Origin of the sequence: Burkholderia sp. HI2714, from assembly GCF_002223085.1 — a bacterium.
Classification (GTDB): domain Bacteria; phylum Pseudomonadota; class Gammaproteobacteria; order Burkholderiales; family Burkholderiaceae; genus Burkholderia; species Burkholderia lata_D.
Genome location: NZ_NKFM01000037.1, coordinates 19,787 through 40,590, shown reverse-complemented (window position 1 = coordinate 40,590; position 20,804 = coordinate 19,787). Strand labels below are relative to the sequence as shown.

At 65.6% G+C, this 20,804-nt stretch carries 14 protein-coding genes; 9 read left to right on the top strand and 5 right to left on the bottom strand.

Annotated features, from left to right (window positions below; genetic code table 11):
• Window positions 1-284 precede the first annotated feature (284 nt).
• The 8 genes from CFB82_RS42330 to CFB82_RS44040 all read left to right on the top strand — a co-directional run bounded on the left by CFB82_RS42330 (window position 285) and on the right by CFB82_RS44040 (window position 14,906).
• A complete protein-coding gene (locus CFB82_RS42330) occupies window positions 285-7,739 on the top strand; it encodes an ESPR-type extended signal peptide-containing protein (protein ID WP_143750951.1) in 7,455 nt (2,484 codons plus the stop codon).
• Window positions 7,740-7,863: 124 nt separating this feature from the next.
• On the top strand, window positions 7,864-8,526 hold the full coding sequence (locus CFB82_RS20625) for an OmpA family protein (protein ID WP_089485076.1): 663 nt from the start codon (window positions 7,864-7,866) through the stop codon (window positions 8,524-8,526).
• Between the two features lie 402 nt (window positions 8,527-8,928).
• Window positions 8,929-10,074 (top strand): DUF2827 domain-containing protein, encoded by a 1,146-nt coding sequence (locus tag CFB82_RS20620; protein WP_069252457.1) that lies wholly within the window; start codon window positions 8,929-8,931, stop codon window positions 10,072-10,074.
• Window positions 10,075-10,088: 14 nt separating this feature from the next.
• Entirely contained in the window at window positions 10,089-11,243 is a 1,155-nt protein-coding gene (locus CFB82_RS20615) for a DUF2827 domain-containing protein (RefSeq protein WP_089485075.1), read from the top strand.
• 25 nt (window positions 11,244-11,268) lie between these two features.
• Window positions 11,269-11,736, top strand: a complete 468-nt coding sequence (locus tag CFB82_RS20610) for a DUF4019 domain-containing protein (protein ID WP_089485074.1) — start codon at window positions 11,269-11,271, stop codon at window positions 11,734-11,736.
• Window positions 11,737-11,766: 30 nt separating this feature from the next.
• A complete protein-coding gene (locus CFB82_RS20605; RefSeq protein ID WP_089485073.1) occupies window positions 11,767-12,903 on the top strand; it encodes a DUF2827 family protein in 1,137 nt (378 codons plus the stop codon).
• 23 nt (window positions 12,904-12,926) lie between these two features.
• Window positions 12,927-14,054, top strand: a complete 1,128-nt coding sequence (locus CFB82_RS44045; protein WP_256990395.1) for an FkbM family methyltransferase — start codon at window positions 12,927-12,929, stop codon at window positions 14,052-14,054.
• A 60-nt stretch (window positions 14,055-14,114) separates the two neighbouring features.
• Window positions 14,115-14,906 carry a hypothetical protein gene (locus tag CFB82_RS44040; RefSeq protein WP_256990394.1) on the top strand — a complete coding sequence of 264 codons (792 nt, stop codon included), beginning with the start codon at window positions 14,115-14,117 and terminating at the stop codon, window positions 14,904-14,906.
• Between the two features lie 99 nt (window positions 14,907-15,005).
• Here the strand turns inward: CFB82_RS44040 and CFB82_RS20595 are convergent, their stop codons facing one another.
• Both CFB82_RS20595 and CFB82_RS20590 read right to left on the bottom strand, forming a co-directional pair.
• On the bottom strand, window positions 15,006-15,422 hold the full coding sequence (locus CFB82_RS20595; RefSeq protein ID WP_089485072.1) for a hypothetical protein: 417 nt from the start codon (window positions 15,420-15,422) through the stop codon (window positions 15,006-15,008).
• Window positions 15,423-15,514: 92 nt separating this feature from the next.
• Window positions 15,515-16,318 carry an EAL domain-containing protein gene (locus CFB82_RS20590; protein ID WP_089485071.1) on the bottom strand — a complete coding sequence of 268 codons (804 nt, stop codon included), beginning with the start codon at window positions 16,316-16,318 and terminating at the stop codon, window positions 15,515-15,517.
• A 200-nt stretch (window positions 16,319-16,518) separates the two neighbouring features.
• Here CFB82_RS20590 and CFB82_RS42325 point away from each other — a divergent pair, with 200 nt between their 5' ends.
• A complete protein-coding gene (locus tag CFB82_RS42325) occupies window positions 16,519-16,902 on the top strand; it encodes a hypothetical protein (protein WP_143750946.1) in 384 nt (127 codons plus the stop codon).
• 247 nt (window positions 16,903-17,149) lie between these two features.
• Here the strand turns inward: CFB82_RS42325 and CFB82_RS20585 are convergent, their stop codons facing one another.
• The 3 genes from CFB82_RS20585 to CFB82_RS20580 all read right to left on the bottom strand — a co-directional run bounded on the left by CFB82_RS20585 (window position 17,150) and on the right by CFB82_RS20580 (window position 20,802).
• Entirely contained in the window at window positions 17,150-18,292 is a 1,143-nt protein-coding gene (locus CFB82_RS20585) for a DUF2827 domain-containing protein (protein ID WP_069252464.1), read from the bottom strand.
• A 126-nt stretch (window positions 18,293-18,418) separates the two neighbouring features.
• The gene (locus tag CFB82_RS43320) at window positions 18,419-18,562 is read right to left on the bottom strand and encodes a hypothetical protein (protein WP_174946204.1); all 144 of its coding nucleotides are present in this window, start codon (window positions 18,560-18,562) and stop codon (window positions 18,419-18,421) included.
• Window positions 18,563-18,687: 125 nt separating this feature from the next.
• Window positions 18,688-20,802 (bottom strand): phosphocholine-specific phospholipase C, encoded by a 2,115-nt coding sequence (locus tag CFB82_RS20580; protein ID WP_089485070.1) that lies wholly within the window; start codon window positions 20,800-20,802, stop codon window positions 18,688-18,690.
• Window positions 20,803-20,804: the final 2 nt, after the last annotated feature.

The window sequence follows — 20,804 nt, the reverse complement described above, 5'->3', positions numbered from 1 at the left end:
AACTCCATGATTTTTATAAGAAAAATCACGAGGCGCGCGGAAGCTTCAAACCCTGCACTAAACATTCTTGCAACTTTCAAATACATTCCGAGCGGATACATCAAAACACGACTTATTAACCATCCTTTAACTTTCAAAACGCTCTATTTGTCACTTTTTATCAATCCAAAAAATCCTCCTCCAATAAACTCCGCCCATCAATTTTGAGATTCGCGCGAGCGCACGGAGTATTCCTCTAACAAAAGAGACCGGTGTGTGGCGTGCACATTTGGAGGTAGCAGGACATGAACCGCACATACCGCTCGATCTGGAACGAAGCACTTGGCGCCTGGGTCGCGGCATCGGAACACGATTCGGCACGGGGCAAGCCGAACAAGTCGGCTGTCGTGGTCGCTGCTGTCGCAGCGCTGGCGATCAGCCTGCCGGGGCTCGCCGAGGCCAATACGCTCAACACACAGCAGACCTGCTTTACGGGCAGCAACGGCGCGGTCGGCCGCGTGAACCCGGGCGGCACGCAAAACCAGGCCGGCGACGGCTCCGGTACGTATTCGGTCGTGGCCGGGTGTAACTCCAACGGCAACGGCTGGACCGGTGTCACGGTATATGGCTCATTCGCACAGGCGACCGGCAACGGCGCCGTTGCCACCGGGATGCAGTCGTCGGCCGGCTTGTGGGGCGTCGCGGCCGGCCTCGAAACCACCGCCAGCGGCGCCGGTGCAACCGCACTCGGCTTCGGCTCGACGGCGAGCGCGCTGAACTCGGTCGCGATCGGCGGCGCGGGCGGCAACGGCACGACGCCGCTCTCGCAGGCAAACTCGACGCTCGCGTCGGGCGCGGGCTCGATCGCAATCGGCAGCAACGCAACGAAGGGCGCGCAGTCGGCCGCCTCGGACGGCATCGCGATCGGCGGACAGTCGTCCGTCGCATCGACCGCCACGTCGGGTATCGCACTCGGCCGCGGCGCGACCGTCAATGGGGCATATGGCATCGCACAAGGTGACGGCGTCATCTCCGGCGCGACGGGCCAGAACGTCGCAATCGGCTCGTCCGGCACGACGGCCAACAGCGGTTCCGCGACCGGCGGTGCCGTGGCGATCGGTCGCTCGCAGACGGTCAGTGGCGACGGCGCGGTTGCCATCGGTAACGGCAACTCGGCAAGCGGTACGGGCTCGGTTGCACTCGGTAACACCAGCACGGCAACCAATAGCTCCGTGGCGCTCGGCAGTTCGGCGGTGGCAACTGGCACCAACGGCTCGATCGCCGTCGGCAATTCGTCGACAGCAACCGGCACCGGCGCGATCTCGCTCGGCAACTCCGGCAGCTTCGCCGCCACCTCGATCGCGAGCGGCACGGACGCGCTCGCACTCGGCAACGGCTCGACGGCCAGCGGCGCCGCCGGTGCGGTCGCCGTAGGCGCCGCAGCCGTGGCGTCCGGTACCTACGGGACGGCAATCGGTTCGAATTCGACGGCAAGCGTCGCCAAATCGGTCGCCCTCGGCTACAACTCCCTGACGACCAGCGCGGCAACAACGACGTCCGGCGGCACCACCACCGTCAGCAACGCCACGATCGGCGGCCAGACGTTCGGCAACTTCGCGGGCGCGGGCGCGGCAGGCGGCGTGGTTAGCGTCGGGCAGGCGGGCAACGAGCGCCGCATCCAGAACGTCGCAGCCGGCCTCGTCACGGCGACCAGCACCGACGCGATCAACGGCAGCCAGCTCTACTCGGTCGCGAGCACGACGACGTCGAGCATCACGAGCCTGTCGACTTCGGCTTCGACCGGTTTGTCGTCGGCGAACAGCTCGATCACTTCGCTGTCGACTTCCACGTCGACGGGTCTTTCGTCGGCCACCAGCTCGATCGGCTCGCTGTCGACCGGTCTCTCGTCGACCAATAGCTCGGTTACGTCGTTGTCGACTTCCACGTCGACGGGTCTGTCGTCGGCCACCAGCTCGATTGGCTCGCTCTCGACCGGTCTCTCGTCGACCAATAGCTCGGTTACGTCGTTGTCGACCTCGGCCTCGACCGGCCTCTCGTCGGCCACCAGCTCGATCGGCTCGCTGTCGACCGGTCTTTCGTCGACCAATAGCTCGGTTACGTCGCTGTCCACGTCGACGTCGACGGGTCTGTCGTCGGCTACCAGCTCGATCGGATCGTTGTCGACCGGCCTGAGCTCGACCAATAGCTCGGTCACCTCGCTGTCGACTTCTACGTCGACGGGTCTTTCGTCGGCTACCAGCTCGATCGGCTCGCTGTCGACCGGCCTGAGCTCGACCAACAGCTCGGTCACCTCGCTGTCGACCTCCACGTCGACCGGCCTGAGCACGATTACGACCAAGACCAACAACCTTGGTACCAGCACGGCGTCGGCACTCGGCGGCGGGTCCACGTACGACCCGACGACCGGGACCGTTTCCGCACCGGCGTACACGACCTATAACGCGAACGGCACGACGTCGACCGCGAACAGCGTCGGCTCGGCGATCAACAACATCAACAGCCAGGGCATCAAGTACTTCCACGCGAACTCGACCGGCGCCGACAGCACCGCGACCGGCACCGACGCTGTCGCCATCGGCACCGGCGCCGTCGCCAGCGCCAAGAATGCCATTGCCATCGGCAACGGCGCCTCCGCCGGCAACAGCAACTCCGTGGCGCTCGGCGCAAATTCGCAGACCGGCACGGCCACTGCCACGAGCAGCGCGACCGTCGGCGGCGTCACGTTCGGCGGATTCGCAGGCACCACGCCGGTCGGCACCGTTAGCGTCGGTAGCCTCAACAACGAGCGCCAAATCACCAACGTCGCCGCTGGCCAGGTAACGTCGACCAGTACCGACGCGATCAACGGCAGCCAACTCTATTCGGTCGCCCAACAGGTCAACACCGCGACCAGCGCCATTTCGTCGCTGTCGACGGGCTTGAGCACGACCAACAGTTCAGTGACTTCGCTGTCGACTTCCACGTCGACGGGCCTGTCGTCGGCTAACAGCTCGATCACTTCGCTGTCGACCTCCACGTCGACGGGTCTGTCGTCGGCTAACAGCTCGATCACTTCGCTGTCGACCTCCACGTCGACCGGCCTCTCGTCGGCTAACAGCTCGATCACCTCGCTGTCGACCTCGACGTCGACCGGCCTCTCGTCGGCTAACAGCTCGATCACGTCGCTCTCGACCTCCACTTCGACTGGCCTGTCCTCGGCTAACAGCTCGATCGGTTCGCTTTCCACGGGCCTCAGCTCGACGAATAGTTCGGTAACCTCGCTGTCGACTTCGACCTCGACGGGCCTGTCCTCGGCGAATAGCTCGATCACCTCGCTGTCGACCTCGACGTCGACCGGCCTCTCGTCGGCTAACAGCTCGATCACCTCGCTGTCGACCTCCACGTCGACGGGCCTGTCGTCGGCGAATAGCTCGATCACGTCGTTGTCCACCTCGACTTCGACCGGCCTGTCTTCGGCTAACAGCTCCATCACCTCGCTCTCGACTTCCACGTCGACTGGCCTGTCGTCGGCTAACAGCTCCATCACGTCGCTGTCCACGTCGACCTCGACGGGTCTGTCGTCGGCGAATAGCTCGATCACCTCGTTGTCCACCTCGACGTCGACCGGTCTGTCTTCGGCCAACAGCTCGATCGGTTCGCTTTCCACGGGCCTCAGCTCAACGAATAGTTCGGTGACGTCGTTGTCGACTTCGACCTCGACCGGCTTGTCGTCGGCTAACAGCTCGATCACTTCGCTGTCCACGGGCCTCAGCTCGACGAATAGTTCGGTGACGTCGCTGTCGACTTCCACGTCGACTGGTCTGTCCTCGGCTAACAGCTCGATCACTTCGCTGTCGACCTCCACGTCGACGGGTCTGTCGTCGGCAAACAGCTCGATCACGTCGTTGTCGACTTCCACCTCGACCGGCCTCTCGTCAGCCAACAGCTCGATCGGTTCGCTGTCCACGGGCCTCAGCTCGACGAATAGTTCAGTGACGTCGCTGTCGACTTCGACCTCGACCGGCCTCTCGTCGGCGAATAGCTCGATCACGTCGCTGTCGACTTCGACTTCGACGGGCCTTTCGTCAGCGAATAGCTCGATCACCTCGTTGTCCACCTCGACTTCGACCGGTCTTTCTTCGGCTAACAGCTCGATCGGTTCGCTTTCCACGGGCCTCAGCTCGACGAACAGTTCGGTGACGTCGCTGTCGACTTCGACCTCGACCGGCCTGTCGTCGGCGAATAGCTCGATTACCTCGCTGTCGACCTCGACGTCGACGGGCCTGTCGTCGGCCAACAGCTCGATCACGTCGTTGTCGACTTCCACGTCGACCGGTCTGTCTTCGGCTAACAGCTCGATCGGTTCGCTGTCCACGGGCCTCAGCTCGACGAATAGTTCGGTGACGTCGCTGTCGACTTCGACCTCGACGGGTCTGTCGTCGGCGAATAGCTCGATCACCTCGTTGTCCACCTCGACTTCGACCGGCCTGTCTTCGGCAAACAGCTCGATCGGTTCGCTGTCCACGGGCCTCAGCTCGACGAACAGTTCGGTGACGTCGTTGTCGACTTCGACCTCGACCGGCTTGTCGTCGGCGAATAGCTCGATCACCTCGCTGTCGACCTCCACCTCGACCGGCCTCTCGTCGGCGAACAGCTCGATCACGTCGTTGTCGACTTCCACGTCGACCGGTCTGTCTTCGGCTAACAGCTCGATCGGCTCGCTGTCGACCGGCCTCAGCTCGACGAATAGTTCGGTGACGTCGCTGTCGACTTCGACTTCGACGGGCCTGTCGTCGGCGAACAGCTCAATCACCTCGCTGTCGACCTCGACCTCGACCGGTCTGTCGTCGGCCAACAGCTCGATCACGTCGCTGTCGACTTCGACGTCGACCGGTCTGTCCTCGGCCAACAGCTCGATCACGTCGCTGTCCACGTCGACGTCGACGGGCCTCTCGTCGGCCAACAGTTCGATCGATTCGCTGTCGACCTCGACGTCGACTGGCCTGTCGTCGACGAACAGCTCGGTCACCTCGCTGTCGACTTCCACGTCGACCGGTCTTTCGTCGGCTACCAGCTCGATCGGCTCGTTGTCGACCGGCCTCAGCTCGACCAACAGCTCGGTCACCTCGCTGTCGACCTCCACGTCGACCGGCCTCTCGTCGGCCAACAGCTCGATCGGCTCGCTGTCGACCGGCCTCAGCTCGACGAATAGTTCGGTGACGTCGCTGTCGACGTCGACTTCGACGGGCCTTTCGTCGGCGAACAGCTCGATCACCTCGCTGTCGACTTCCACGTCGACCGGCCTGTCTTCGGCGAACAGCTCGATCACCTCGCTGTCGACGTCCACCTCGACCGGCCTGTCTTCGGCGAACAGCTCGATCACGTCGCTGTCGACTTCCACGTCGACCGGTCTGTCCTCGGCCAACAGCTCGATCACGTCGCTGTCCACGTCGACGTCGACCGGCCTCTCGTCGGCCAACAGCTCGATCGATTCGCTGTCGACCTCGACGTCGACCGGCCTCTCGTCAGCCAACAGCTCGATCGATTCGCTGTCGACCTCGACGTCGACGGGCCTGTCGTCGACGAACAGCTCGGTCACCTCGCTGTCAACTTCCACGTCGACCGGTCTGTCTTCGGCTAACAGCTCGATCGGCTCGTTGTCGACCGGTCTGAGCTCGACCAACAGCTCGGTCACCTCGCTGTCGACCTCCACGTCGACCGGCCTTTCGTCAGCCACCAGCTCGATCGGCTCGCTGTCGACCGGCCTCAGCTCGACGAATAGTTCGGTGACGTCGCTGTCGACGTCGACTTCGACGGGCCTTTCCTCGGCGAATAGCTCGATCACGTCGTTGTCCACCTCGACTTCGACCGGCCTTTCGTCGGCCAACAGCTCCATCGGTTCGCTGTCCACGGGCCTCAGCTCGACGAATAGTTCGGTGACATCGCTGTCGACCTCAACCTCGACCGGCCTCTCGTCGGCCAACAGCTCGATCGGTTCGCTGTCCACGGGCCTCAGCTCGACGAATAGTTCGATGACGTCGCTGTCGACTTCGACCTCGACGGGCCTGTCGTCGGCGACCAGCTCGATCACCTCGCTGTCGACCTCGACCTCGACCGCGATCAACGCCGCGAAGACGCACTACTACAGCGTCAACGACAACGGCGTGCAGCAAGCCAACTACGACAACACGGGCGCAACGGGCACCAACGCCCTCGCAGCCGGCGTGAACGCCAGCGCGGCAGGCACCAGCAGCGTCGCGGTCGGCGACGGCTCGAACGCGCAGACGGCGGGCGCGGTCGCGATCGGCCAGAACGCATCGGCAACGGGCGGCAAGGCCGTGTCGATCGGCTCCGGCAACACGGCAACCGGCGACGGCGCGGTCGCGATCGGCGACCCGAGCATCGCAACGGGTACCGGCGCGGTGGCGATGGGCGCGAACGACACGGCGACCGGCAACGGCGCAGTGGCGCTCGGCAACGCGAACACGGCCAACGGCGCGAGCGCGCTCGCACTCGGCAGCTCGAACCAGGCCACCGCGGACAACACGATCGCGCTCGGCAACCAGGCCACGGCAAGCGCCACCGGCGCACAAGCGTACGGCTCGGCAGCGAAGGCAACCGCCGCCGACGCACTCGCCTTCGGCACGAACGCACAGGCCAACGTCGCCAACTCGATCGCACTCGGCGCGAACTCGGTCACGAGCGCCGCGAACCCGACGTCGAGCGCCACGATCGGCGGCGTCACGTACCCCTTCGCAGGCGGCTCGCCGGTCGGCGTGGTGAGCGTCGGCGCACCGGGCCAGGAACGCCAGATCACGAACGTCGCCGCAGGCCGGATCTCGGCCAGCAGCACGGACGCGATCAACGGCAGCCAGCTCAACGCGACGAACAACGCGATCAACACGCTGTCGACGTCGACCGCGTCGAACGTCGCGTCGCTGTCGACGGGCATCAACTCGTTGTCCACCGGCCTGAGCGCGACGAACAGCAACGTGGCCTCGCTGTCCACGTCGACGTCGACCGCGATCAACTCGCTGTCGACGGGCCTGAGCACGACGAACAGCAACGTCAACTCGCTGTCGACGTCGACCTCGACCGGCATCGGCTCGCTGTCCACCGGCCTGAGCACGACGAACAGCAACGTGGCTTCGCTGTCGACCGGCGTGACCAACATCAACAACACGTTGAACTCGCTGTCGACGACGATCAACAACAACACGATTCGCTCCAACAACAACAACGGTGTCGCCGCCGACCTGAACGGCAAGGGCAACGACCTTCCGGTCGTCACCGCGGGTTCGAACTCGGTGGCGATCGGCGCGGGCTCCAACGACGGCGGCCGCTCGAACGTGGTGTCGGTCGGCAGCGACCAGCAGCAGCGCCAGATCACGAACGTCGCGCCGGGTACGCAAGGCACCGACGCAGTGAACGTGAACCAGCTGACGCAGGTGCAGACGACGCTGTCGACGGCACTGTCGGGCCAGCAGGCGCAGATCAACTCGCTGGGTTCGCAACTGCAGCAGACCGACCAGATGGCGAAGCAGGGTATCGCGGCCGTCGGCGCGATGGCATCGATCCCGCAGCTCGATCGCGATGCCAACTTCGGGATGGGCGTGGGTACGTCGACCTTCCTCGGCCAGAAGGCGATGGCGGTCAACATGCAGGCTCGCATCACGGAGAACCTGAAGGCGTCGATCAACGGCGGCTTCAGCGGCGGCCAGAAGGTGATCGGCGCCGGCATGCTGTACCAGTGGAAGTAACGCGTCGCGCCGCCAGGCCGCCCGGCTCGCCAGCCGGACGGCCCGCGGCGGCCCCGACGGCCGGACGAGCCCGCCGCGCCACCCGTGGCGGGCTTCAGTCAACCCAAGCATTGAGGATGTAACCGTGAACAAACTCGCTCTTGCGCTCGCACTTTCCGCAACGGCCCTCGCCGCGTGCTCGACCGCATCCGGCCCGACCTTCAGCGCCTCCGAACTGCAGCCGCGCGACGGCGTGCGGACCTTCCAGGTGGACTGCCACGGCCTGCTGTCGGGCCCGCAGACCTGCATGAAGGCCGCCCGCAAGATTTGCGGCGAAGAGCCGGTGCGCGCCGTCGACTCGGCCCGCGCGCTGCGCGACAAATCCGATCCCGCGACGCTCGTGTTCCAGTGCGGCGCGGCGCCGGCCGAAGCGGCATCGGCCGCCACGCCGGCGGCTGCCGTCGTCGAACAGGTGAACCTGTCGGGCGATGCGCTGTTCGCGACCGACCACGCGACGCTCGCCCCGACCGCGCGCGAATCGCTCGACCGGTTGCTGAGCGAGCGCGCCGACCACACGTACTCGCAGGTGAGCGTCACCGGCTTTACGGATTCGGTGGGCAGCGACGACTACAACCTCGCGCTGTCGAAGCGCCGCGCCGAATCCGTCGCGGCGTACCTGAAGGCGCACGGCCTGAAGACCGACTCGCTGACGGTCACCGGTCGCGGCAAGGCGGATCCGGTCGCGTCCAACGCGACGCCGGAAGGCCGCGCCAGCAACCGCCGCGTCGAAATCCGCCTGCAGCACTGAGCGGGCCGCCGCCGCGCGCGGCGCCCCGGTCCGGCCGGCCGCCAGCGCCGCGCCGGCCCCGCACCCGACCGCCGCCGGACCGCCCGGGCGCCGCTTCGCCGGCGCCCGTTTCCGTTGGCCGACGGCTATGTCAAAGTTCGTCACGCCCCGCCAAAACCGGTGGTTTCCGTGCCACAATCGCCGCAGACAGTCGCCGGGGCAGCCTGCCCGAATCGCACGCCGTGCCAGGCGTGCGCGACGACACGCCGGAAACCGGCTGCCGCCCTCGCGAACCAGGTCGCCCGATTCGCCCGCCGCGGCGCACCGGCGCACATGCAACCATGACAATCCACGGCGCGCCGCTTCCAGGCCAGACGCTCGACGCGATGCCCGGACGCACGACGCCGCAGAGGAAACCAACCGGTGACGGACATCAATGAAGCCGCCTCGGGCGGCACCCGCAAGCAACGGCCGGCGGTCGGCATCTCGCTGTTTGCGCGCGACGGCCAGGCGATCTGGGAAAACGGCATACACCAGAACATCGCGTTCCTCGCGATGATGCTCAAGCGCTCGGATCGCGTCGGCCCCGTCTACTTCCTGAACGGCGGCGACGCCAGCGCGCTGCCGGCCGGCCTCGAACTCGACGGCCTCGACATCCCGCTCGTGAAGCCCTCCGACGTCACGCACGAACTCGACGTCGTGATCGAAATGGGCGCGCAGCTGCCGGTGGAATGGCTCAGGCACATGAAGGCGCTCGGCAAGAAAATCGCCGCGTTCTTCTGCGGGCACGTGTATGCCGGCCTGTGCGAAACCCCGATCTTCGGCAAACCGTCGGGGCACATCTTCAACGGCGCGCCGTTCGACGAAGTGTGGCTGCTGCCGCAATACGACAAGACGGCCGCGCCGATGCTGCAGACCATCCTGCGCGCGCCGGTCCACCTGATGCCGCACATCTGGTCGCCGTACTTCCTCGAGCGCCGCATCACCGCGCTCGCCGCGGAAGGCGCGACGTTCGGCTATCAGCCCGGCGCCCGCCCATGGCGCCTCGCGATGCTCGAACCGAACATCTCGGTCGCCAAGTCCTGCCACTACCCGATGCTGGCGTGCGACGAGTTCTACCGTGCGCGCCCGGACGCGGTTCAGCACATGTTCGTCGTGAATGCGCTGCACATGAAGGAACATCCGACCTTCGTGCACTTCGCGAACAGCCTCGACCTCGTGCGCCAGCACAAGGCGACCTTCGAGCCGCGCCTCGACCTGCCGGGCTTCATGGCGCGCCATGCGGACGCGGTCGTGTCGCATCACTGGGAAAACGGGCAGAACTATCTGTATTACGACGTGCTGTACGGCGGCTACCCGCTGATCCACAACTCGACGTTGATCGGCGACGCCGGCTACTACTACCCGGACTTCGATTCCGCCGCAGGCGGCCGCGCGCTGCTCGAGGCCTGGCTGCATCACGACGAACGCCTCGACGACTACCGCACGAAGGCCGGCCGGCTGCTGCAGTCGGTCTCGATCGACAACCCCGCGAACCTCGACGCGTTCGTCTCGCGTCTGGTCGCCTGAACCGGAGCATACGCATGTCGGACTCCAATGCCCGTCAAGCGCCCGGCGAGGGCAAGCGTCTCGTCGTCGGCGTGTCGCTGTTCGTGCGCGGCGCCGGCCAGTCGCTGTGGGAAAACGGCATCTTCCAGAACTGCCTGCTGCTGATCCTGCTGCTGCGCCAGTCGCCGCTCGTCGCGGAAGCCGTGATGGTGAACGGCGGCGAACAGGTCGCCGATCCGCAGATGATGCTCGGCGAATGGGACGTGCCGCTGCTGTCGATGGACGAAGCGCTGCAGCGCTGCGACGTACTGATCGAAATGAGCGCGCAGTTCGGCGCCGACTACCTGCGCGCGTTCCGCGAGCGCGGCGGCAAGGTCGTCACGATGCGGGTCGGCAACGACTACGTGATCGACATCGAACGCGCGATGTTCGACAAGCCGTCGGGCTTCCTGTTCTCGGGCGCGCCGTACGACGCCGTGTGGACGATCCCCGAGTTCGAGCGCTCGTGCCTGCACTACTACCAGACGGGCCTGCGCGCGCCCGTCACGATCGTCCCGCACATCTGGCACCCGGTGCTGTTCGACAAGGCGCGCGCGACGCTCGGCGCCGGGCTGTCGTTCGGCTATGAGCCCGGCAAGCCGCGCTGGCGCGTGACGATGTTCGAGCCGAACATCTGCATGGTGAAGACGAGCGTCATCCCGATGCTGGTGGCCGAGGAAGCGTATCGGGCCAAGCCTGATTTCCTCGAGTTCGTGCGCGTGTGCAACACGCTGCACCTGAAGGAACATGCGACGTTCGTCCACTTCGCGAAGAGCCTCGACATCGTGAACCACGGGATCACGACGTTCGAAAGCCGCTATGCGGTGTACGAGTTCATGGCCGCGTACGGCGATGCGGTGGTGTCGCACACGTGGGAAAACGCGCAGAACTACCTGTACTACGAGCTGCTGTACGGCGACTATCCGCTGATCCACAACTCGCCGTTCCTCGGCAAGGCCGGGTATTTCTATCCGGACTTCGACTGCCAGGCCGGCGGCCGCGCACTGCTGAAGGCGTTCACCGAGCACGACGCGAACCTCGAGGCGTACCGCGAGCAGTCGAAGCACGTGCTCAGCGCCGTCAGCATCTACAACCCCGAGAACGTCGCCGCGTACACGGACGCGATCGCCACCCTCTATCGCGACGCGTGACCCGCCGCCCGTTCCGGACTCCGACATGAACGCACGCCCGCCCCTCACCCGCGCCAAATGGCTGATCGGCTGCGCCGTCGCTTCGATCGCGATCGGCGCGCACGCGCAATCCGCCGGCGAATCGGCCGACGCGCTGCTCCGCGACTCGGATGCGGTGTTCAAGCAGCTCGATGCCGGCCAGTACGGCGCGGTGTGGACCGACGCGGCCCCGTTCGTGAAGGCGCGCATCAAGCAGGACCAGTTCGCGGCCGACATGCAGCATGCACGCCAGTCGGTCGGCACGGTCAGCCGTCGCGGCTGGGCGCAGGTCACGCGCATCCGCTACACGAATGCGGCGACGACGCCCGACGGGCTTTACGCGAACGTCGACTACACGACCACGCTGACGAGCGGCGCGACGGTCTACGAGACGCTGAGCTTCCGACTCGAAGATGACGGCCGCTGGCACCTGACGGGCTACGTGCCGCGCCAGTCGCAGAATTTCGCGCAATAAACCGCGCGCCGCGCCCCGACGGAGCATCCGATGAAACTCAATGTCGCGATAACGATGAACGTGCAGCGCGACGCGACGCAGTCGATCTGGTACAACGGCGCGAACCAGCACTGCGTGTTCCTGTACATGCTGCTGAAGCAGTCGCCGCTGATCGGCGAGGTCTGGCTCGCGCACGACGACGGCATCACCGACTATCCGCAAGCGCTGATGATGGACGCGTTCGGCGACGCGCTGCGGCCGCTGTCGGCCGTCGTCCACCAGACCGACCTGCTGATCGAGATGAATGCGTTCGTCGATCAGACCCACACGGATGCCGTGCGCCGGCGCGGCGGCAAGTGCGTGTCGTACCGCTTCGGCAACGACTACGTGATCGCGGTCGAGACGATCAACTTCGAGAAGAATCAGTGGCGGCCGAACCCGAACCGCGTGCAGTTCGACGAGATCTGGACCAACCCGCAGCACATGCACACGTGCGCGGCGTATTTCCAGGCCGTCTATCGCGCGCCGGTGATCGAGCTGCCGCACATCTGGTCGCCGTATTTCATCGAACGCAGCCTCGACGCCGATCCTGAACTGAAAGTGCGCTTCGGCTATCGCAATCACGGCACCGCGAAGCGCATCGCGTTCTTCGAACCGAACCTGAACGTCGTGAAGAGCGCGATCGTGCCGATGCTCGCCGCGAACGCGTGCTACGTCGAGCATCCGGAGCTCGTCGAGCACGTGTTCATGACCAACACGTTCGACAAGAAGGAAAACGTCGCCTTCAAGCATCTCGCGCTCGGGCTCGAGATGGTGCGCGACGGCAAGGCCACCGCCGACGTGCGCGCGCCGTTCGTCGCATGGGCCGCGCATCACACCGACATCGTCGTGTCCCATCACTGGGAAAACGGCCTCAACTACCTGCTGTACGACGCGCTGTACGGCAACTATCCGCTCGTGCACAACTCGCCGTTCCTGCGCGACGTCGGCTACTACTACCCGGACTTCGAGATCTTCGATGCGGCGCGTGCGATCGCGACCGCCGCGCAGACGCACGACGGGCGGCTCGACGACTACGCGGCCGCGGCCCGCCGCTGCCTGCACCAGGTCGACACGCTCGCCGAGCACAACGTCCACGCATATTCCGCGCAGATCCGGCAGCTGTTCGACGGCCGCGCACTCGGCTGACCTCCTTCGCACACGCCCCGCCCATGAATCAGACCGTCCGCAATTTCGTCGTGATCGATTCGATCCACGGCCCGTTCGTCATCAACCGGCACTGCGCGTTTCAGGCCGAAGCGCTGATCAAGACCGGCCGGCCGCACATCCAGGACGAGCTCGACACGATCCTGCACGTAATCGACCAGTTGCCGGACGATGCGATCGCGGTGGACGGCGGCGCAAATGCAGGGCTCGTGTGCGTGCCGATCGCGCACCGGCTGCGGGCGCGCGGCGGCCGCGTGTATGCGTTCGAGCCGCAGCGCACGCTGTTCCATGCGCTCGGCGGCACCGTCGCGCTCAACCAGCTCGACAACGTCCATCTGCTGAACATGGGGCTCGCCAGCGCCAACGGGACGATGAAGGTGCCCGACGTCGATTACGGACAGGAAGCCGACTTCGGCCAGGTTTCGCTCGTCGACGGGCAGGCCGACGGCGGCACGCCGACACCCGTCGTGCGGCTCGACTCGCTCGGGCTGCCTCGGCTGGATTTCCTGAAGCTCGACATCGAAGGGATGGAGATCGACGCGCTGCGCGGCGCGCGCCGGCTGATCGAGACGCATCTGCCGTGGTGCTGGATCGAATACTGGAAAGTCGGCGAGGCGCCGATCATCGCCACGTTCGCCGGCCTCGACTATACGTTCTACCGGATCGACGGCCTGAACATGCTGTGTGTGCCGAACCCGCGCTGGGACCGGCAGAAGCTGATCATCTCGGGCGAACCGCTCGCCGTCACATCGACGGCGGAAAACGATACGGCGCTCCCGGCAGCGACAGCGACAACCGCCGACGCCGAGGCGCCCGAAACGAACTGGAATCTCGCACTCGACCACGAGTCGCGCGGCGAATGGGGCCATGCAATCGACCGCTGGCAGCGTGCGCGCGGCCGCGGGCTCGACGACGATGCGATCGCGCTGCAGCTCGCGTCGTGCTACGGCTTCGCCGGCGCACCCGAAGCCGGGCTCGCGGCGCTCGAACGCTTCGGCGATCCTGCCGCCCTGCCCGACGCGACGCGCGGGCGTATCGAACTCGCGCGTTCGGCGCTGCTGCTGCGCGCCGGCCGGCGCGACGAGGCCGCCCGCGCCACCATCGCCAGCGAAAACGTGCTGACGGCCAACTAGTTCGGGCTGCCGACGGAGCGGCTCTACCAGGGCCAGCCGCTGCAAGGCAAGCGGCTGCTCGTGCTCAGCTACGGCGGCGTCGGCGACCAGCTCCAGTACGCGCGCTACCTGCCTGCGCTCGGCGCACTCGGCTGCACGAGCGTGACCGTCGTCGTGCCGGACGCGCTGACGGGCCTGCTGCGTCACACGTTCCCGCACTTCGAATTCGTCGGCGCACATGGCGCATGGGTCGACACGTCGCCGCTCGCGCACGACTACTGGTGTTCGTTCCTGATGCTCGCCGCGCAGTTCGGCTACGCGCCGGCGCCCGCAGGCTCGGCGGCCGCCTACCTGTCGTGCCCGCCCGAGCACGCGGCCGCGTGGCGCGAACGCGTGTCGCGCGACGGCCATCCCGCCGGCACGCGCCGCATCGGGCTCAACTGGCGCGGACGCGACGAAAGCGACGCGCGCTTCCATCGCGCGGCCAGCCTGCGCGACTTCGCGCCGCTGACGCGGATGCATGGCCACGCCGCGTACTGCATCAACCGCGACCTGTCCGCGCAGTCCGAGCAATCCGACCTGCCGGTGACGTTCCCGCATCACGCGATCGGCGACTTCAGCGACCTGGCGGGGCTGATGCTGGCGCTGGATGCCGTGGTGACCACCTGCACCGCGCACATCCATCTCGCCGGCGCGCTCGGCGTGCCGGCCGTGCTGCTGCTCAGCCCGAAAGCCGACGCGCGCTGGGAAACCGGCTCGCGCACCGCGCTCTATCCGGGCATCCGGATCGTGCGCGCTGCGCGCGTCGGGCAATGGGACGACGCGGTCGACCGCGCGATGGCGTTCGTGCTCGGCGGATTCGGGAAGGATTGATCGACGGGATGCGGATCGGGGGCCGCGGCGTGCGGACGATGTCGACGCGGGGCGCGCGTCTCGCGCTGCGCCAGGGCCCGTGACTGGCGTGAACGGGCGCTAGACCAGCACCCGATCACCGCTCTGCGCGGCGAACGTGCGGCCATGCCGCCGCCCCATCCGCGCGAGCACCGCGAAGCAATGCGCCACCGGCCGGCTGGCGCCGCCGGATTGCCTGACGAGGCCGTCGGATACGCCACGCGCGATGGCCGAATCGTCGCCGCACGCACCCGCGATGACGGCCGCGTAATAGTGCCGCGCCGCCAGCTCGCGGCCGCCGGCGTCGAGCGGCTTCATTCGCTGAATGCGGCGCGCAATGGCTGTCAGGCCGTCGAGATACGGCGCGACGTCGATCGGCACATCGGTCGATTCCGCGCCCAGTTGCCACAGCATGTCGGCCAGCTCGGTGATCGCGACGAGGTCGCGCGCACCGGCCGCCTGCGTGCCCGTTCCGCCTCCGGCCTTCGTCCCTGCCATGCTCAGCCCCTTTGCGATTCATTCCGGCCACGCGCCGATCACGCCCGACATCGGCGCGCATCATGCACGCCACCTCGCCTGTTCCCACACCGTCACGCGGCGGCCGGCGACCGCCACGAAAAACGGATGCCCTGCGCCCAGGCGACGCCGGCATCCACGATGATCTGCCGGTCGCCCTCGCTCTCCACGCCTTCGACGACGACGTGTCGCGCACCTTCATGCGCGAACGCGATCAGCCGGCGGAACTGGTAACGCCCGATCGCGTTGCGCTTGATCATCGACAGGATCGACCGGTCGAGCTTCACGATGTCGGGATTGCCGACCACCAGGTTGTTCAATGCGCTGAAGCCGACACCGAAATCGTCGATCGCGATGCGGCACCCGGCCTGCTGGAAGCGGTTCACGAACGAGCGCCCCGCGACGGGATTCAGCGGCCCCGTCTCCGTGATCTCGACCACCAGGCGCGCCGCGACCGACGGCTCGCGCTCGAGCCGCCTGAAGATGGCCAGCCACGCGTCGTCGACCACCGCGCTCGCCGCCGCCACGTTGCAGCCGTAGACGGCAGCCGGATCGGCACGCAGCGCGTCGATCGTCCGGCCGACCACGAGCCGGTCGAACCACCGCATCAGCCCGAGCGCCTCGAGGCGCGGCAGGAACGCGACCGGCGGCAGCGCATCACGCTCACCCCACCGCAATCGCGCCAGGCATTCCTGGTACAGCACACCACCCGACAGGTCGGCCCGGCACACGGGCTCTTGTGCGAACCCGAGCCGGCTTTCCACGAAACTGCGTACCGACGCAAGGTCGGGATGATCGTCGGGGGTGCCGAACACGAGATAGATTTCGTCACGATTCGCTTCCCGATTCGCCTCCTGGCGAGCTTCGACCGCATTCATCCGGCGCTCCGGCAAATGGCGAGCCGCCAATCACGGCTCGACCTCAACAAACATGCGGAGCAAGCCGACCATGACGCGCTCCGCCGCCTACCCGGCCTATCCTGTTATGTCGATCTTTTCCGGGAGCGTACTTTTCGCTTCGGCGCGCCGTCAAATTCGATATTTTTCAACGATATTCAGTTACTGGAAATACACCATGTGTGCACGATACCGAATGTGCGACAGGTCACATTAACGCAAATTACGGAACCCCCGACCCAGATACTGTTTATTCGTCGCACCTAAACAACCCGATCCGACTCGATTTCCTCGCAACTTACGGATCTCGGAAATCAGGAAATCAGGAAATCAGGAAATCAGGAAATCAGGAAATCAGGAAATTATCAATTAATCAGATAAATACCGGCCCGGAAAGTCTTGTGTCTTTGCCCGCTGCCAAGCGCGCCCAGGTGGCCGGCCACCCGGTTTTTCCCGGGTCGAAAATCGGCCGCCGCACGTCATTCGATCGTCGCAGCATTCAATTTTATTGTTTCAAACGAATTATTGAATTTCCAACCTGGAATCCAACCACATTGAATCAATAATACCAATTTAATTCATATGACGATTATCGACCGGACCATTTTTAACAATCTTAAATACTTGTTAACCTATAAAATGATTTTCGACGGACTTCCCTCGGAGCCGTCAAATTCGTGCCTTCAAAAACCGTCGAACCGATCGGGTTCGGCGGTTTCTTTTTTAACGGCATCCATTCGTCAGACATGAGGGCGGGACAATCCCGATGGCGGGATTCGGCGCGACGGTGTGCGTCGCGCGAAAAATCGCGCCTTATGCGGCCGATGCGCCGACCAGATTCGCCAGCAGCGCGTCGTATTCGGCGACGAGTGCGGGATTGGCCGACGTATAGCGGCCGAGGATCTCGCGCTGGCGCCGCGTATACGCTTCCCAGTCGTCATCGTGCGTATGCAGCGCGCGCAGCAGCGCATCGGCGCCCTGCTGCACGTCGTTGTCCGGATAGTAGTAGCCGAGATCGGGCGCGAGGCTCGCGTTGTGCACGAGCGGATAGCCCTGCCAGCACACGTCGAAATAGAAATAGTTGAGCGGGTTCGACCATTGGTGCGACACGACGATATCGGTCAGGTCGGCCAGGAACAGCGGCGTATCGAAGCGCCCGACGAAGCTCGCCTTGCCCGCGCGCACGATGTCGAGGTAGTTCATCAGCATCACGAACTCGGGGCTGTCGTGTGCGAGGCGGTCGGCATTCGTCACGTGCGTGAAGCAGATCGCGTCGGGATCGCGGCGATACGCTTCGTCGATGATCAGCATCGGATACACGCAGAACTTCACCACGTCGTGGTTCGGCTCCATCACCGTCAGCCGCTTGCCGGGCTCGCTGCGCGGCCGGTATTCACCGTGCTCGGGCAGCGGCGCGGCGCGCGCACTCAGGAACATCGGATCCCACACGAACGGCACGACGCGCCCCGGGCAGCGGCGCAGCGACTGCAGGAACGGCAGCGACGAGGGCGCGATCTGCGGAATCGCCCACACCTCGTCGTAGCCGCGGTTGATGAACAGCGAATCCCACAGCCGGCGGCCGAACAGCATCGACTCCATCACGTTGATGTACTCGACACCACAGCAGTAGCTGACGAGCTTCGCGCCGCGCGCCTTCAGGTAGGCCGTCTGCTCCCCGTTGACCTGGCCGCCGAGCTCGATCACCACGTCGAGCGAATCCTTCATGTCGTCGAACGCGCGCGTGTCGAATACGTTGCGATCCCACGGCAGCGCGTCCGTGAGCGGCACATCGGTGGTGTTGACCAGCGTGACGCGGTAGCCGTGCGGCGACGCCATCAGCAGCTTCGCGAGAAACAACGCGTTCTGCTTGATGCCGTTGATCCACAGGCTTTCGTCGGGGGCACGCAGTCCGATCGTGATACCGATGCGCAGGCCGTTCAGGGCAGGAGACGTCATCGTCGGCAGGATGGAAGATTGGATGGGGATGGAATGGACGCAGTGTAGCGCGCGATGCGCCGCCCGCGTCAAGCGGCGCTCGCCGGCGGCAAGCCGGCATTCTAGCGGAGCGCCGGCCGCATACTGTCAGGGATGGTCAGCACGCGGAATGCAAAAATGCGCCAGCCGGTCAACCTGACGCGCCATGACACCCGGTACATGGAAAAACTCGATGGCGACCAATTTGCGGTATTTCACCCGATCCGATTTCACGCGCGTGATGCGATCCAACCTCGACGCATCCTGCTTGCACGACGAATGAAAAAGGCGCCTCACGGCGCCTTTTTCACGATTGACTGCACATTCGCGGTGCCGGAAGCCGGACGCGGCCCCGCGAAGGCACGCACGGGCTACGGTCAGATCGCCGTGATGGTCGGCGCGACGGCGGCCGGGTCGGTGAGGCTGGGCTTGCCGGTTTCGACGTGCCCCGCGATCCGGCGCGTCCATCCGGCATTCCCCGCCACCGCGAACTGCAGGTCGTACCAGTGGCTGCTGCACGACAGATCCCAGTGCGCCTCGACGCGCTGCCCGGCCGGCACCGTCAGCGTGCGCGGTGCGCCGCCGTACGCGACATCGGTGGCCGTGACCGTGAGCGTGCCGGTACCCGCGTTGGCGATCGTCACGTACACGTCGCCGTTGGCCGTGTCGTAGCACGGCGTGATTTCAGGCTTCGCGCCGGCATCGGCCGCGGCCGAACCCGCGAAGCGCCGGAAATAACCGTTCGGCCCCCACACGCTCACCAGGTAGTTGCCGTTCGCGTCGAGCGCCCACGTATCGGTCAGCTGCTTGCCCGCTTCGACCGTATAGCGGCGCGGCATCGCGGTCGCGTCCCCCGTATAGACCCAGAAGTGCGCGCCTTGCGTGCCGGTATTCGCGAACGTCAGCGCATAGCCCTGCGCCTGGAGCTGGCCGGTCACGTGCAGTTCGTACGGCAGCGCGCGCGCCGGCCGCGTGCCGGGTTCCTGCGCGGTCACGACCTGTTGCGCGGTACTGGCCGGCGCGGTCTGCGACGACGCGCGCGAGCATTGCAGATCCGCCTGCGCGACATACGCCTGCGTGCTCGGCAGGGTCGGCAGCGTCGCATCCGATTTCGAGAAGTCGAGCGCCGACGTCAGGTCGCCGCAGATCGCGCGGCGCCACGGCGAGATGTTCGTTTCCATCACGCCGAAGCGCTTCTCGATGAATTGCAGCACCGACGTGTGATCGAAGACCTGCGAGCAGACGAAGCCGCCCTTCGACCACGGCGAGACCACGAACATCGGCACGCGCGGCCCGAGGCCGTACGGCAGGTTGTCGGCCGTGTACGTGCCGGTCTGGGTCGAGGTCACGACGTTGTGCCGCTCGAGCGACACATCCACGGTGCTCATGCCGGAGCCCGGCAACGTCGGCGCCGACGGCGGCACGACATGGTCGAAGAAGCCGTCGTTCTCGTCATACATGATGAGCAGGACGGTCTTGCTCCATACGTCCGGATTCGACGTCAGTGCATCGAGAATCGTCGACAGGTAGTACGCGCCGTAGAGCGGTGTGAACTTCGGATGTTCCGAATACGCGGCCGGCGGCAGCAGCCACGACACCTGCGGCAGCGCGTTCGCCTGCACGTCGGCCTTCAGCTGCGTGATCGGGCGCGTGCTCATCCCGCGCGTCTGCAGCGACGAACCGGCCGGCGCGTTCACGAAGTTGTTGAAGCACGCGAGCATGTTCGTGCCGTAGTTGCCGGTGAAGTTGTCGAACCCGGTGCCCTGCTGGTAGATCTGCCACGAGATGCCGGCCTTTTCGAGCCGTTCCGGGTAGGTCGTCCAGTTGAAAGGCGGCAGCTTGATCTTGTCGAACGGGTTGTCGATGTAGTCGGTGTTGTCGAGGAGCGGGCCGCCGCCCGTGCCGAGCGGGTCGACCATGCCCGTCATCAGGTACATGCGGTTCGGGTGCGTGTTGCCCGGGATCGAGCAGAAGTAGTTGTCGCACACCGTGAACGCATCCGCGAGCGCGTAATGGAACGGGATGTCGTCGCGGACGTGGTAGCCCATCGTCATGTTCGACTTCTGCACCGCCCACTGGTCCGCGCGACCGTTGTCGATCGCGCCGTGCGTCGTCGCCCACGTATGCGGCAGGCCGCCGATACATTGCGCGTTGACGCCCGGATTGGTCGTGTCGTAGCGGAACGGCGCGATCACGCTCGACGTGTCTTCCTGGCGCGGCTGGAACCACACCGGCTTGCCGTTCGGCAGCGTGACCGGGAAGCGGTCGTTGTAGCCGCGCACGCCGCTCAGGTGGCCGAGGTAGTGGTCGAACGAACGGTTCTCCTGCATGAACACGACGATGTGTTGCACATCCTGGATCGTGCCCGTCACGGTGTTCGGCTCGATCGCCAGCGCCTTGCGGATCGATTCCGGCAGCAGTGCGGTGGCGGCGGTCGCGCCGGCGAGGCCGGCCGAGAACTTCAGAAAGTCGCGTCGCGAATGGGTGGCCATGC

What these genes read in the sequence shown, in the direction of transcription:
- CFB82_RS20605 (WP_089485073.1), top strand. Translation starts at nt 11,767, where the DNA reads ATGAAACTCAATGTCGCGATAACGATGAACGTGCAGCGCGACGCGACG.
- CFB82_RS44045 (WP_256990395.1), top strand. Translation starts at nt 12,927, where the DNA reads ATGAATCAGACCGTCCGCAATTTCGTCGTGATCGATTCGATCCACGGC.
- CFB82_RS42330 (WP_143750951.1), top strand. Translation starts at nt 285, where the DNA reads ATGAACCGCACATACCGCTCGATCTGGAACGAAGCACTTGGCGCCTGG.
- CFB82_RS20615 (WP_089485075.1), top strand. Translation starts at nt 10,089, where the DNA reads ATGTCGGACTCCAATGCCCGTCAAGCGCCCGGCGAGGGCAAGCGTCTC.
- CFB82_RS20590 (WP_089485071.1), bottom strand. Translation starts at nt 16,318, where the DNA reads ATGAATGCGGTCGAAGCTCGCCAGGAGGCGAATCGGGAAGCGAATCGT.
- CFB82_RS20580 (WP_089485070.1), bottom strand. Translation starts at nt 20,802, where the DNA reads ATGGCCACCCATTCGCGACGCGACTTTCTGAAGTTCTCGGCCGGCCTC.
- CFB82_RS20610 (WP_089485074.1), top strand. Translation starts at nt 11,269, where the DNA reads ATGAACGCACGCCCGCCCCTCACCCGCGCCAAATGGCTGATCGGCTGC.
- CFB82_RS20595 (WP_089485072.1), bottom strand. Translation starts at nt 15,422, where the DNA reads ATGGCAGGGACGAAGGCCGGAGGCGGAACGGGCACGCAGGCGGCCGGT.
- CFB82_RS20585 (WP_069252464.1), bottom strand. Translation starts at nt 18,292, where the DNA reads ATGACGTCTCCTGCCCTGAACGGCCTGCGCATCGGTATCACGATCGGA.